This window comes from Kitasatospora azatica KCTC 9699 (assembly GCF_000744785.1).
Classification (GTDB): Bacteria; Actinomycetota; Actinomycetes; order Streptomycetales; family Streptomycetaceae; genus Kitasatospora; species Kitasatospora azatica.
Genome location: NZ_JQMO01000003.1, coordinates 58,182 through 70,599, shown reverse-complemented (window position 1 = coordinate 70,599; position 12,418 = coordinate 58,182). Strand labels below are relative to the sequence as shown.

At 68.4% G+C, this 12,418-nt stretch carries 11 protein-coding genes and 3 pseudogenes; 7 read left to right on the top strand and 7 right to left on the bottom strand.

What is annotated here, in order from left to right; all coding sequences use genetic code 11:
* Nucleotides 1-229: 229 nt before the first annotated feature.
* On the top strand, nt 230-1,444 hold the full coding sequence (locus tag BR98_RS11520) for an IS110 family RNA-guided transposase (RefSeq protein ID WP_035840023.1): 1,215 nt from the start codon (nt 230-232) through the stop codon (nt 1,442-1,444).
* A 15-nt stretch (nt 1,445-1,459) separates the two neighbouring features.
* Here the strand turns inward: BR98_RS11520 and BR98_RS11515 are convergent, their stop codons facing one another.
* The 3 genes from BR98_RS11515 to BR98_RS11505 form a co-directional block, all read right to left on the bottom strand.
* The gene (locus BR98_RS11515; RefSeq protein WP_051969670.1) at nt 1,460-2,980 is read right to left on the bottom strand and encodes an MFS transporter; all 1,521 of its coding nucleotides are present in this window, start codon (nt 2,978-2,980) and stop codon (nt 1,460-1,462) included.
* A gap of 86 nt (nt 2,981-3,066) precedes the next feature.
* Nucleotides 3,067-3,351: a hypothetical protein gene (locus tag BR98_RS11510; RefSeq protein WP_035844138.1), complete on the bottom strand. Its 285-nt coding sequence runs from the start codon at nt 3,349-3,351 to the stop codon at nt 3,067-3,069.
* Complete coding sequence (locus tag BR98_RS11505) at nt 3,351-4,379, bottom strand: RNA polymerase subunit sigma-70 (protein ID WP_198042200.1); 1,029 nt, start codon at nt 4,377-4,379, stop codon at nt 3,351-3,353. The genes BR98_RS11510 and BR98_RS11505 overlap by 1 nt, the downstream gene beginning before the upstream one ends.
* A 332-nt stretch (nt 4,380-4,711) precedes the next feature.
* Between BR98_RS11505 and BR98_RS11500 the strand changes: the two genes are divergently transcribed.
* Together BR98_RS11500 and BR98_RS39205 are read left to right on the top strand one after the other, a co-directional pair.
* Nucleotides 4,712-5,200 carry a hypothetical protein gene (locus BR98_RS11500; RefSeq protein WP_035844133.1) on the top strand — a complete coding sequence of 163 codons (489 nt, stop codon included), beginning with the start codon at nt 4,712-4,714 and terminating at the stop codon, nt 5,198-5,200.
* Entirely contained in the window at nt 5,200-5,349 is a 150-nt protein-coding gene (locus BR98_RS39205; RefSeq protein WP_157537674.1) for a hypothetical protein, read from the top strand. Before BR98_RS11500 ends, BR98_RS39205 begins: the two co-directional genes overlap by 1 nt.
* Here the strand turns inward: BR98_RS39205 and BR98_RS37800 are convergent.
* Nucleotides 5,328-5,788, bottom strand: a pseudogene (locus BR98_RS37800) (transposase domain-containing protein). The gene BR98_RS39205 and the pseudogene BR98_RS37800 overlap by 22 nt on opposite strands.
* 535 nt (nt 5,789-6,323) lie before the next feature.
* On the opposite strand from BR98_RS37800, the gene BR98_RS39200 reads away from it, so the two are divergent.
* Nucleotides 6,324-6,875, top strand: a complete 552-nt coding sequence (locus BR98_RS39200; RefSeq protein ID WP_157537672.1) for a hypothetical protein — start codon at nt 6,324-6,326, stop codon at nt 6,873-6,875.
* A 432-nt stretch (nt 6,876-7,307) separates the two neighbouring features.
* Here the strand turns inward: BR98_RS39200 and BR98_RS11490 are convergent.
* Nucleotides 7,308-7,721: pseudogene (locus BR98_RS11490) on the bottom strand (transposase domain-containing protein); the annotation flags it as partial.
* On the opposite strand from BR98_RS11490, the pseudogene BR98_RS11485 reads away from it, so the two are divergent.
* From BR98_RS11485 to BR98_RS11475, 3 genes and pseudogenes are all read left to right on the top strand, one after another.
* Nucleotides 7,708-8,079: pseudogene (locus BR98_RS11485) on the top strand (ABC transporter permease); the annotation flags it as partial. The pseudogenes BR98_RS11490 and BR98_RS11485 sit on opposite strands and share 14 nt — an antisense overlap.
* Nucleotides 8,080-8,670: 591 nt before the next feature.
* Nucleotides 8,671-9,216 (top strand): NUDIX hydrolase, encoded by a 546-nt coding sequence (locus BR98_RS11480; protein WP_035844125.1) that lies wholly within the window; start codon nt 8,671-8,673, stop codon nt 9,214-9,216.
* Between the two features lie 63 nt (nt 9,217-9,279).
* The gene (locus tag BR98_RS11475; RefSeq protein WP_407639401.1) at nt 9,280-10,929 is read left to right on the top strand and encodes an ISAzo13 family transposase; all 1,650 of its coding nucleotides are present in this window, start codon (nt 9,280-9,282) and stop codon (nt 10,927-10,929) included.
* A 538-nt stretch (nt 10,930-11,467) separates the two neighbouring features.
* Here BR98_RS11475 and BR98_RS11470 read toward each other — a convergent pair.
* Together BR98_RS11470 and BR98_RS11465 are read right to left on the bottom strand one after the other, a co-directional pair.
* Nucleotides 11,468-11,680 (bottom strand): zf-HC2 domain-containing protein, encoded by a 213-nt coding sequence (locus BR98_RS11470; RefSeq protein WP_232247370.1) that lies wholly within the window; start codon nt 11,678-11,680, stop codon nt 11,468-11,470.
* Nucleotides 11,681-11,684: 4 nt separating this feature from the next.
* Complete coding sequence (locus BR98_RS11465; protein WP_035844119.1) at nt 11,685-12,368, bottom strand: RNA polymerase sigma factor; 684 nt, start codon at nt 12,366-12,368, stop codon at nt 11,685-11,687.
* Nucleotides 12,369-12,418 lie beyond the last annotated feature (50 nt).

Genomic DNA, 12,418 nt, shown 5'->3' with positions numbered 1-12,418 from the left:
ACCTTTCATCGTGGGTTGATTCGGATCACTCGTAAGATCGGGACGCCCAGGGGTCCCTGGTGTGGCTTCCATGCTGTTGCCGCTGATGTGGCTTAGGAGGATTGGCCGCCGGGACCCCGCGACGACTCGGCCGCTGATTGGGATGCGCGGAACAAGATCGCTCGTATGGACACGTCGGCGAGGTCGTCTGCTGGGACCGTGAACACGCACGTCGAGCGAGGAGGACCGGGTGCCCGAACTGTGGGCCGGGACAGATGCGGGTAAGGGCGAGCACCACTGCACGGCGATCGACACGGACGGGAACAAGGTCCTCTCCCGGCGGGTGCCGAACAACGAGCCAGAACTGCTCGAACTGCTCGGCGACGTCCTGGAGTTGGCCGACGGAGGCCCCGTTACCTGGGCGGTCGACCTCAACTCCGGCGGCGCCGCCCTGTTGATCGCCCTCCTGGTCAGCCACGAGCAGAAGCTGCTCTACATCCCCGGCCGGACCGTGCACCACGCCTCGGCCGCCTACCGGGGCAGCGGGAAGACGGACGCGAAGGACGCCTTCGTCATCGCCGACACCGCCCGCATGCGGCGTGATCTGCAGCCGCTGACCGAGACGAGCGAGATCGCGGTGGACCTGCGGATCATGACGGCCCGCCGTATGGACCTGTCGGCCGACCGCACCCGCGCCATCAACCGGCTCCGCGCCCAGCTGCTGGAGTACTTCCCCGCCCTTGAGCGGGCGTTCGACTACAGCACCTCCAAGACCGCGCTCATCCTGCTGACCGGCTACCAGACGCCCTCCGCGCTGCGGCGGATCGGCCGGGCCCGGCTGACGACCTGGCTCAAGAACCACGGCGTCCGCACCGTCACCAACGCCAAGAGCGCCGCTAACACCGCGCTCACCGCCGCCGAGGCCCAGCACACCGTCGTGCCCGGTGAGAAGACCGCCGCCAGGATGGTCCGCACCCTTGCCATGGAGGTGATGGCCCTCGATGAGGAGATCGACCAGCTCAACACCCTCATCGAGGAACGGTTTCGCGAGCACCCCGACGCCGCAGTGATCACCAGCATGCCCGGCATCGGCGACACGCTCGGAGCCGAGTTCATCGCCGCCACGGGCGGCGACATGGCCGCCTTCGGCAGCCCCGACCGGCTCGCCGGCGTCGCCGGTCTCGCCCCGGTTCCCCGCGATTCGGGCAAGATCAGCGGCAACCTGCAACGCCCTCGCCGCTACAGCCGGCGCCTGCTGCGGATGTGCTACCTCGCCGCCCAGGCCGCCGCAATCCACTGTCCCGAGTCTCGGCGCTTCTACCAACGCAAACGGGCTGAGGGGAAGTCCCACAAGCAAGCCGTGCTGGCCCTGGCCCGCCGTCGTCTCAATGTGCTCTGGGCCCTCATACGCGACCACCGCACCTTCGAGACAGCCGCTGACCGGCAAGCAACTGCCGCAGCCTGATGCAGTCACCTGGAGTCACCACTCCGGCTTGACAACATCATTGGGAATCCTCCTGGTCGATGTGTTGAACTCCGGCGGTCGGCCCGCCGCGGCCTTGACGGCCGCCGCGTCGGCCGGGGTGACCGGCTCGGGCGGCGCCTGCGTCCGGCGCGGGATGAGAAGGCCGACCGGGACGGCCAGCGCGGCGATCACGGTGCACACCCAGAACGCCGCCCGGAACCCGCCGGTGAGCGCCGCCGCAGCCGATTGGCCCGTTGCGGCCAGCGTTGCGGTGTGGCTGGCGGCGACCGTGGACGCGATGGCGACGCCGATCGCCCCGCCGAGCTGCTGAGTGGTGTTGAGCAGGCCCGAAGCGAGCCCGGCGTCCCGCTCGGCGACCCCGGTCAGGCCGGCGATCGAGATCGGGATGAAGGTGAACGCGGTCCCGGCGCCGGCCACGAAGAACGGCCCGGCGAGGTCGGCCCAGAAGCTCCCGTGCACCCCTGCAGCGGTCGCCCAGGCCGTCCCGCCGGCGATCAGGCCCATGCCCACGGTCATCACCGGGCCCGCCCCGATACGCGTCACCAGCACCTGCGACGGCCCGGCAAGCGCCACCGAGGTCAGCGAGGCCGCCAGCCACGCCGTCCCGGCCATCAGCGCCGAATAGTGCAGGACCTGCTGCATGTAGAGCGTCCCGATGAAGATGAACGCGAAGAAGCCGCCACCGAGCAGCAGCCCGACCGTGTTCGCACCGGCGACCGGCCGCGACCGCAGCAGCCGCAGCGGGAGCAGCGGCGCCTGGGCCCGCGCCTCGACCAGGACGAAGGAGGCCAGCAGCACCCCGGAGGCGACGAGCGAGCCGATCGTCTTCGGGGTCGCCCAGCCGTCCTGCGGCGCGGTCGAGATGGCGTAGACGAGCAGCAGTAGGCCGCCGGTCACGGTCAGGGCGCCGAGCGGGTCGTAGCTGCGGCGGTCGGTCTGGAGCCGGCTCTCCGGGACGATCCGGGGGGCCAGCGCCAGCGCCGCCAGGCCGACCGGGACGTTGAGGAAGAAGATGTACTCCCAGCCGGCGTACCGGGTGAGCAGGCCGCCGGTGAGCAGCCCGACGGTGGCGCCGCCGGCCCCCAGGCCGCCCCAGAGGCCGAGCGCCTTGTTGCGCTCCGCCCCTTCCGGGAACATCGTCATCACGATCGACAGCGCGGCCGGCAGGACGATCGCCGCGCCGGTTCCCTGCACGCCCCGCATGACGATCAGGAAGGTGTCGCTGCGGGCCAGGCCGCAGCCCAGCGAGGCGCCGGTGAAGACGGCCAGCCCGAGCAGGAAGATCCGGCGGCGGCCGAGCAGGTCGGCGGACCGGCCGCCGAGCAGCAGCAGGCCGCCGAAGGCCAGGCCGTAGGCGGTCACCACCCACTGCAGGCTCGATTCGGAGAAGCGCAGGTCGCGCCCGATGGTGGGGAGTGCGACGTTGACGATGGTCAGGTCGACGATCGTCATGAAGAAGGCAACGGCGAGCACGGCGAAGGCCCGCCAGCGGTGGATGGGCGTCGTGGTGTTCATGGGGATCCTCAGTCCCGGAAACATGGTCACTTGTGTGACGCGACGGCGGCCCGTCATTCATCGCTCCGCCGCCGGCCCGGCCAGGATCAGGCTCGCGACAGGGCAGTGAGAACGAGCGGCCCGTCGCCGGGATTGCGCAGGCATCGCGGTGTCAGCCCGGCGAACTCCAGAACCGCCCCCTGCTGGAAGCCCGCCGACGCGCCGCTGCGGCACTCGATCTCCAGCTCGCCGATCTCGACCACGACGAGCGCGTCCTCCCAGTCGGCGGACCGGAACGGCAGTTCCTCCCCGGGTTCCAGGACCCTCGTGCGCAGCCTGAAGCCTCCCGGGCAGCGTGTGCCGAGGAAGGAGAGCTGCTCCTCGCCGTCCATCACCCGGCCTCCACGCTGCCATCGGCCTTGCGTCGCAGCGCCGTGGGCAGCGCGAAGGAGGCGAACACCTGCGGCTGGAGGAAGGTCGCGATCTCGGCGACCGCGCCGTCCTGGACCCGGAGCACCCCGATCCCGAACCGCTCGTGCAGCGGCTTCCCGGGCGCACGCCGGTACATCGCGAAGGCGGGCTGGCGGTTCGCCGCCGTCGGCAGCAGCAGCCAGTCCGTGCCCAGCTCGTCGAACACGTGGTCGCGCAGGAACACCGCGATGTCGTCCCGCCCGGCGAACCACGTCGGCCGCGGCGGCATCACGAACCGTGCGTCCGCGCGCAGCAGCCCGACCAGCGCGGCGGTGTCGGCCTGCTCCCAGGCCGCGATCAGCTGCCCCAGCAGTGCCCTCTCGTCGGCATTGGGGGCGGAGGTCCAGGCGGCGCGGTCCGGCGGCAGATGCTCGGCGAGCGTCGCGTGCGCGCGCTGCAGCGCGCTGTTCACCGCTGCCTGGCTCATCTCCATGCTGGCCGCAGTGGACTTGGCCGACCAGTCGAGCACGTCGCGCAGGATGAGCACGGCGCGCTGACGGGCCGGCAGCTGCTGGATGGCAGCGAGGAAGGCCAGCTCGATCGTCTCCTTGGCGGTGACGACCGCTTCCGGCTCCGTGTCCGGCGACGCCGGCGCCTCCAACAACCGGTCGGGATAGGGCTGAAGCCAGGGCACGTCCAAGGGCGGCGCCGGCGCGTCGCGCGGGTCGGCCGGCGCGGACACGTCCGTCGACCAGACCCGCGCCCTGCGCCGCCGCAGCGCGTCAAGGCACGCGTGGGTCGCGATCCCGTACAGCCAGGCCCGGAAGGGGGCGCGCCCGGCGTAGCTGTCCAGCCGGGCCCAGGCCCGCAGGTACGTCTCCTGCACGGCGTCCTCGGCGTCCTCGACCGAGCCGAGCATCCGGTAGCAGTGCACCTGTAGCTCATGACGGTACGGCTCGGCGAGCCGAGTGAAAGCGCCCTGGTCGCCGGCGCGCGCGGCGTTCACCATCGATCCGTCCATGTAGGTATGACGCACGGGAGGGCCAAAACTCATCGGTGGCGTCCACCTGGGCGGACTCCGGGCTAGCCGTTGGAGCGGAAGATGGGCCAGCCGACCTCGGTGACCAGATCGTCCTCGCCGGCCACCTCGAGGGGCTGCACAGGTAGAACTCGCGCAGCGGGCCGTCGACGCCGATCTCGTGGCGTGCGGCGTAGGTGCCCAGCTCAACCGTAGGTGAGATCGATGTGTCGGTGCTGTCTTCGGACACATTTACGCTGGGGCCAACGGCCCGGAGCGGCCCTCAGCCGCGAGTACGGGCCGATCGGCCCGAGGAGACGGCATTGACGAGCATCGAGCATCTGATGGAGCTAACCCGCCAGGCACTGGACGAGTTTGAGTCCGTTCCCCTCGCGGCCAGCCTCCGGCGCGCACAGCGGATCGCGCGCCTACGGGGTGACATCAACTGGGCGCAGATGTTCCAGCTCGACCTGCGCCCGCACGGCGGATCGACGGTGTGGCGCAGGACTGAGGCTTTCGAGATCCTCAAGACCGAGCAGCTCGACGGGATCGGCGTCGATGTGTGGCGGTCTCAGATCGGCGAAGAGTGGCTCAAGGAGCGCACGCCTTCCAAGGTCGAGGAACCCCTTCAGGACATATTCGGTGATGGTCAGCTGGTCGGCGGGTCAATCGACTTCGTCATCAGACATGCCGCGGGCCTTGAGCTCGCGAGCGCGACCGCGGACAAGCCGTGGCCGAAGTACCAGCTGGAACTGCGGCGCGAGCTAGACCTGGAGATCATTGAGCGCACGACCCACCGGGCCTTCACGTAGTGCGCGCGCTGCTCGAGATCGAATTCCTGACCGTCGAGGCGGTCCTCGCACGCGGCACCGGAATCCTGCGCGGCTCGGCGTCACCGCCCCTGGCGGGCACGCTGAAGGTCATGCTGGCCCTGGGTATTCAGCGGAATTGGGTGATCTGACGGCCCGGTAGCAGAAAGGTGCCGCTGGCCTGCTTCACCGTCGCCCTGGAAAGCGCCCGCAACCAGGTGACCACCGCCTCCGGCATCGACGGCTGCGAGATCGGTCCCACCGCTCCCGGCACCATCGGCGGTGCCGTGCTCGCCGCGCAGATGCCCCCGCGGCGCCCCGACTCAGCCACCCCGGCGACCTGGTCGAACAGCCAGCGCAGCGGCGCCGCCCCGAGCCGGGCACGCGCCTTGGTGACCGAGCCGGTCCGGGCCGGACGCGTCCACTTCTCACCCGCCCGCCGCGGGACGTTCTCCAGCAGCTCGCGCAGCACCCGCCGTAGCCATGCCCGGTGAACAGCCACATCACCAGCGTGAAGTACACCATCAGCGTGCTCGGCAGCGCCTTCGTGCGCTCCTCCCACGCCCCGGTCCCCTCGACCGCCTGATGCACCAGCTCCGGCGTGAACGTCCTGGTCAGCAGCCCATCCGGACCCGCTCCGGGAAGATGTCCCCGGCTATGTGATCACGCGCCACAAGCACGAGACCCTACCCCACCAAGATCAATCAACGGAAGCGACGTTGCACTCACCCCTACCGCCACCATACCGAGAGATCGCACACCGAGGACCGCAATATTAGTGACTTTGCAGCAAGATCTCAAACCTTCACTGTTCAGACTCAGGCTGCGGATCGTACAGTTGCATTGCCGGTAAGGGGCACAGATTTCGCTTCGACAAGTCATTTGGGCGACGGCCGGTGCATTGCATTTTTGGCCGTGCAACCGGATGAATGTCCCAGCGGCCGCGCTCTTGTATCCGGAGCCCACGGCAAAGTGCGGCTGAATAGCGGTGTGTCGTGGACATGGCGGCGGCCACCGCGTGATCGGCTTCAAGAGTACGGCATGCCTGATCACTGGTTTTCCGGGTGACGGGAACGAGTCAGCTCAACGAAACGAAGGAGCCACCATGAAACGAAGGAGCGCGACCATGAAGCGCCTGATAGTGGCGGTTGCTACCGCATTCGCGATCCTGGTCGCCGGTTCGTCAGTCACCGCCAACGCTGCTCAGGCGCGGACTGAGGCGAAGGCAGAGACCCAGTCGAGAGCCAAGCTGGACAAGCGGTTTGTATTCGAGGAATACGTGGTCGCAGCCTTCGTAGGTATAGCTGCTGTATTGTGGGCGAATACCAGGAAGGCAGGCGGAAATCTTGCGGGCGTTATGCCTAAAGTGAATAGCATAGTTGCACTCAATCAGGCTGGCATTAATGCATGGGCAAAATGGAAGGCGCTCCAAGACCATATAAGCAACACCGAAATTCTCGTCGCAATTCAGCAAAAGGATATCAACCAATACCAGGCGGAGCTGGACAACCATCCCTCCGGCTCGCGTGCAGAGTGGCTCGTGCGCGAAATTTTTGAGCTTAGCCAATACGTCTCACAACATCTGGCCGCTATCAGCCTGGACAGGGATGCGCTGGAAATATTGAAGGCTGAGGTCGCCGCTGCAGGTGAAGCTGGGGCCAGGACGGTGAAACAGTAAAACCCGTGGGGCCCTACGCGAGTGCCAGACCGCCCGCCCGCTCGCTTGCGCCAAGGCGCCTGATGGTCGGGTGCTCGCGCGCCCGGCCTGGCAAGCCCCCCGAAACCCTCACTGCCTCAAAGATGTGAGTCGGCGCCCCCATCGCAACGCCAGAGCGGCGCGACGGGGGCGTCACGGTGCCAGGGCGGCGGACCGCGCTCCGTCGAGCTCCGGCACAGGTCTACGGCACATACGCGGCCAAGTTTGCTCGGTCGGGCCGACCTGCGGCGCTCCGCCGCAGGCCAGGGGGCTCGTCGATCCGGATGGATTCGACCTCTCCTGAAGCGCGTGTCGTGTGTTCGAATCGCGCCTGGGTCACCGACGTCACAGAACATCTGATTCCCTTATCGTGCAATGAAATCAGACGACTCTGGGCCACCAGCACCTGCAGAGTCCGAAGTGCGCCGCGAGCAGCCCGCGGGTCCCTGTCTCGCACAGCGCCGTCAGCCGCATCGCGGGATAGCCGGCGTCTCCCTGCTGATTGCGGGTTTTGCCCAGCCATGCCCGCAAGCAGGGCTGGTCGGGGACCCGGACCGGACTGCAACCGTCGAAGGCCACGGTTCGCCAGTGCCGGTAGCGGACTCCAGAAGTGTGCAGCGAGGCCAGCGGCCCCGCCAGCACCTCGAAGAGATCCCGGAACGGGGTCGGTCCCAGGCGTCGGCGCAGTTCCCCCAGGGCGCGTGCCGAGGGGTGCAGGCGCAGATGCCCCGGCAGTCCGGCGATGAGCTCGTCCCACACCCGCGCGAAGCCCAGACCGGGGAAAAGTGCCAGGGCCAGGACGAAGTAGACGCCCACCCGTATCGGCATCCTCGCCACGACACCACTGTCCCCGGACATCGACCGGTCCGTTCTGGTCGGCTTGGACGCCGCACGCACCGAGCTGCACTTCGACGGACATCCCACGGTCATCTACGTCAAGGCCCGCGAGAACGCGATCGACGCAGTCCGAAGCGTCCTGCCCGCCACGGTCTACCCCCAACTGCCCGGCATGGCGCAGGTCAGCCGCCCCTCCGACGCCCTGGCCGCGAAACGGGCAGCGCAGGCCAACTTCTCCGCCCTGTTTCTCGGCCTCGCCGGAGTCGCCCTGCTCGTCGGCGGCATCGGAGTGGCCAACACCATGGTCATCTCCGTCCTCGAACGCCGCCGGGAGATCGGCCTGCGACGCCGCCCCCATTTTTTTGCCGGTCGGTCTTAATCGAGCGGATGCCGTCCGCGCAGTCGAGGAAGTCGTTCCAGGAGGCGATGGCGTCGTCCACGTCGTCGTGGCGGAGCCGGACGGTTCCGAGGTCGGCCAGGACGATGGCGCGGGTGCGGCGCCGGTCGAGGCCGTGGATGTCGAGCGCGTGGTTGGAGGTGGTTCTGCGCGCTCGCGTAGTCGCCGAGCTGGGCCATCCACCGTCTGCGGCTCCCGATCTGGCGGATCTCCCCGCTGCCCTACACCGACAGCCGCCTGCCGCTGGCCATCACCGGCCGCAAGAACCCGCCGACCGAGCAGCCCACCGTCCTCATCGAGGAGATGGACCCCTGCCACCTCGCCCCCGTGATGCGCTCCACCGGCTGTCGGCTGCCGGCTCCGCCGCTTCACCCTCACCGGCGTCGAGATCGAACACATCGCCCAGGCCGACGCGCGCACCACCCATGGCTTTCCCGGGGCAAGCTAGGTACCTCAACACACCGACTCCTTCCGGCGGTTGAGTCGGGAGGCTCGCCGGAAACCGCAAGCACACCACCATCCCCACTGAGGAGAACCAACCCCATGAGCACCACCGAAGCGACGACGCCCGAGCCGTTCAGCAGGATCAAGGTCCGCGTCACCGGGCTGGTCTTCTGCGGCGACGACATCGCGCTGCTGCGACGGGACCGGGCCGACTCCGTGCACTACACCACCATCGGCGGCAACGTGCAGGACGGCGAGGACTACCGCGAGGCCGTGCGCCGCGAGCTCGAAGAAGAACTCGGCCTCGGGCGCGACCAGGCGTCCACCGAGCCGGAGCTGATCTGGATGGCCGATGCCCGGATCAGCCGGCCCGGCCCGACCCCGCCGCCCCGCAAGTTCCACCTGATCTACCGGCTCCACGTCACCCCCGAGGTCCGCGCCGGGCTCGCCACCCAGGAGTTCGATGAGCTCCCCGACGGCAGCCACGAGGTGGGTGCCGTCGAGTGGCACGACTACCGCAAGGTCGACGGCCTGCCGCTCTTCCCGCCGATCGGCAAGCAGATCGCCGAGCTCGACGCGCCCACCGCCCCCGTGCACAGGTTCGAGCTGGAGCCGATCACGGACGAGAACTACACCTGGATCTGACCCTGTCCGGGGCCGTCGATGAATTAGTGGGTTGCTTACGGTAGTTGGGCTCGTTGATGTGGCATGGGGCGCTTTGATGGATCGGTGGAGTCGTTACGGGCGAAGTTCGAGGCGGTGACGCCGCATTTGAACGAGCGGCAGCGCCGGATCCTGTACGCGGCGGAGGCCCGGCAGTTCGGGCACGGCGGGATTGCCGCGGTGGCACAGGCTGCGGGCGTCTCGAAAGGCCGCGTCAGCCGTGGCCTGGCCGAACTCGATGCGGGCGAGGGACCGGACGGGCGGGTACGGCGGTCGGGTGCGGGCCGCCCGGCCCTGGCGGACAGGGACCCAGGTTTGGTGCCGGCCTTGCTGGCGCTGGTCGAGGACAGCACACAGGGCGATCCGATGAAGCCCCTGACGTGGACGACGAAGTCGTTGCGCCGCCTCGCGGATGAACTCGCCGCCCAGGGCAGGAAGGTGGGCCGCGACACTGTCGCGGCCCTGCTGAAAGGGGCCGGGTTCAGCCTGCGCGGCAACGCGCGGGTGCTGGCCGGCAGCCACCACCCAGACCGGGACGCGCAGTTCCAGCATCTCAACTCCACGGTGGCCGAGTTCCTCCAGGCCGGTGATCCGGTGATCAGCGTGGACACCAAGAAGAAGGAGCAGATCGGACTCTTCGCCCGGCCCGGACGCGAGTGGGCCCCGCCGGGCGCCCCGGTCAAGGTCCTCGACCACGACTTCCCCTCCCACGCCACGGGCACAGCGATCCCCTACGGCATCTACGACCTGGGCCGCAATACCGGGTTCGTCGTGGTGGGCACCGATCACGACACCGCCGCGTTCGCCGTCTCCAGCCTGCGCCGCTGGTGGACCGAGGAAGGGCGGCCCGCCTATCCACAGGCAAGACGCCTGCTGATCACCGCGGACGGCGGCGGCTCCAACAGCTCCCGCGCCAAGGCGTGGAAGGCCAACCTCGCCGTTCTCGCCACCGAGACCGGCCTGGAGATCAGCGTGTGCCACCTACCTCCGGGGACTTCGAAGTGGAACCGGGTCGAGCACCGCCTGTTCTCCTTCATCTCCCTCAACTGGCGTTCCCACCCGCTGACCAGCTACGAGACCGCCCTGAACCTCATCTCGGCGACCACCACCCGCACCGGACTGACCGTGACCGCCCGCCTGGACACCGGCAGCTACCCCACCGGCATCGAGATCAGCGAACAACACGCGTCCGCCCTCACGATCCGCCCGGAAGACTTCCACGGGGAGTGGAACTACACGATCCCGCCCCAGCCCGGCATCCCCGACGTCCCGCTCCACCCGCCCGGCCCCAGATCCCACCCCCGGCACGCGCACACCTTCGGCGCGACCCTGGCCACCCACCCCCTGCTGACCGGCATCGAGCGCCATGACCTGGACGAACTCACCGTCAGCGTCCGCGACCGGTTGGACGCCCTGCCGCCCAAGGAGCGGCCCCGGCACCGCAAGATGACCACAGAGAACATCATCTGGGCCGCCATCCTCGACCAGCGCGGCCTGTCCCGCTCGCTGACCGCTTACCTCTTCCGCGTCGGGGAGAACCAGATCAGAGCCCTGATCAAGCAGGTCCGCCCCATCCTGGAAGACCTGGGACACCACCCGGAACCGATCCCCGCCCGCCTGATCGACCCCAGCGACCTCGCGAACTACGTCATGCACGCGACAGCCGCAGACCGCGAGGACAAATCAACCCACTAATTCATCGACGGCCCCGTCCGCCGGACCTCAGAGAGCGGAATGTGACCTTCTGCCGGTTTTCTGATCGCTCGATCGTGTGGACTGACATCCGCACCAAGCTCAAGCGCCTGACCAGGCACGGAATCCTGACCGCGATCGACCCCGGACAGATCACCACAGCGAACGTCGCTCAACACCACCCGGCAAGACCACAGTTGCCCCGCTCACGTCCGACGAAGGGGAAGCGCGTCGTGAGCCTTGCAAATCCGTGGGCGCAGGTGCGCCGACGAGGACGAGGAACATCCGTGGACGACCGCGTGGATCCAGCCGTTCACCCCTGACGGGCTGCCAGATCAAGGACGGCCGACTTGTCGCGGCCCGCCCCGTACCCCCGCATGGGCGGCGGCACGCCCTGAAGGAACCGCCGCGGGAGCTGAAGGAACCGCCGCGGGAGCAACGGACTGATTGGTCGGTGCAGGGTAGGCCAGGCGGTGACCTGGCACTCCGGTGTACGTGGCAGCTTGGGTTCTCGACAAGTCCTACCGCAGGCGGCGGGAGATCACGGCCGCCGCCAGTCCCTGAAGGCAGTGAGCAGTTGCTGCCTGGCGTCGGGTGAAATACTGTCCGGGGTCAGTTCGCCAGTGATGGCGATCGTCTGACGGAACTGATCCAGGTAGCGTTCGCAGCCGTCGCACTCCGCCAAGTGCTCGACGAATCGCCGCTCGTCCGCTACGGACAAAGCGCCCCCGAGGAAATCGGTCACCAGTTCCACGAATTCAACACAGTTCACGGTCGTCCCCCCTCGCTCCCGCAACGTCATGGGCATCGGACAAGTAGTCCTCCAGCCTACGCCGAAGGGTGGCCCTGGCCCGATGGAGAAGGACCCGCTGGTTGCCGGGCGAGATCCCGAGCAGGGAGCACACTTCCTCCGAGCCGTACCCTGCGAGATCGCGGAGTGTGACCACCGTGCGGAGGCGGGACGGGAGCTCGTCGAGCGCCTGCCCTATCAACTCGCGGACCTCACCACGCAGCACGTAGTCCTCGGGAATGTGCCAATTCCGCGGCTCCCGCCCGATGGCCCAGTGTCCGGCATGTCGCTCGCCCGGGTCGCGGAACCGTGAGGCCTCCACCGTCGGCCCCTCCTCCTCGGGCAGCAGACTGGCGAAGGGAACGGTCCTGCTCTCCTTGGCACCGCGCCCCTTGGCCGTGTTGATCAGAATCCGAAACACCCATGTTTTCAGGGCCGAACGGCCCTCGAAATCGCTGATCCCCTTGATGACCGCCAGCCATGTGTCCTGGACGACCTCCTCCGCGGTCGCCTTGGTCGACACGAACGACATGGCCAGTTGCAGCATCCCACCCGACCAGGTGTCCAGCACCAGGGCGAATGCCTCCTCGTCACCGTCACGCAGACGCTCGACCAGTGCCTCGTCCGGCGGTAATTCGCGGGCGCCCGCCATTCGTTTCGCTCCTTGCCCACCGTCAACAGGGAGGATCAGCTTACAACCTG

What these genes read in the sequence shown, in the direction of transcription:
- BR98_RS11465 (WP_035844119.1), bottom strand. Translation starts at nt 12,368, where the DNA reads ATGGCGGGCGCCCGCGAATTACCGCCGGACGAGGCACTGGTCGAGCGT.
- BR98_RS39200 (WP_157537672.1), top strand. Translation starts at nt 6,324, where the DNA reads ATGAAGCGCCTGATAGTGGCGGTTGCTACCGCATTCGCGATCCTGGTC.
- BR98_RS11515 (WP_051969670.1), bottom strand. Translation starts at nt 2,980, where the DNA reads ATGAACACCACGACGCCCATCCACCGCTGGCGGGCCTTCGCCGTGCTC.
- BR98_RS11475 (WP_407639401.1), top strand. Translation starts at nt 9,280, where the DNA reads ATGGGGCGCTTTGATGGATCGGTGGAGTCGTTACGGGCGAAGTTCGAG.
- BR98_RS11505 (WP_198042200.1), bottom strand. Translation starts at nt 4,379, where the DNA reads ATGGTGAACGCCGCGCGCGCCGGCGACCAGGGCGCTTTCACTCGGCTC.
- BR98_RS11510 (WP_035844138.1), bottom strand. Translation starts at nt 3,351, where the DNA reads ATGGACGGCGAGGAGCAGCTCTCCTTCCTCGGCACACGCTGCCCGGGA.
- BR98_RS11480 (WP_035844125.1), top strand. Translation starts at nt 8,671, where the DNA reads ATGAGCACCACCGAAGCGACGACGCCCGAGCCGTTCAGCAGGATCAAG.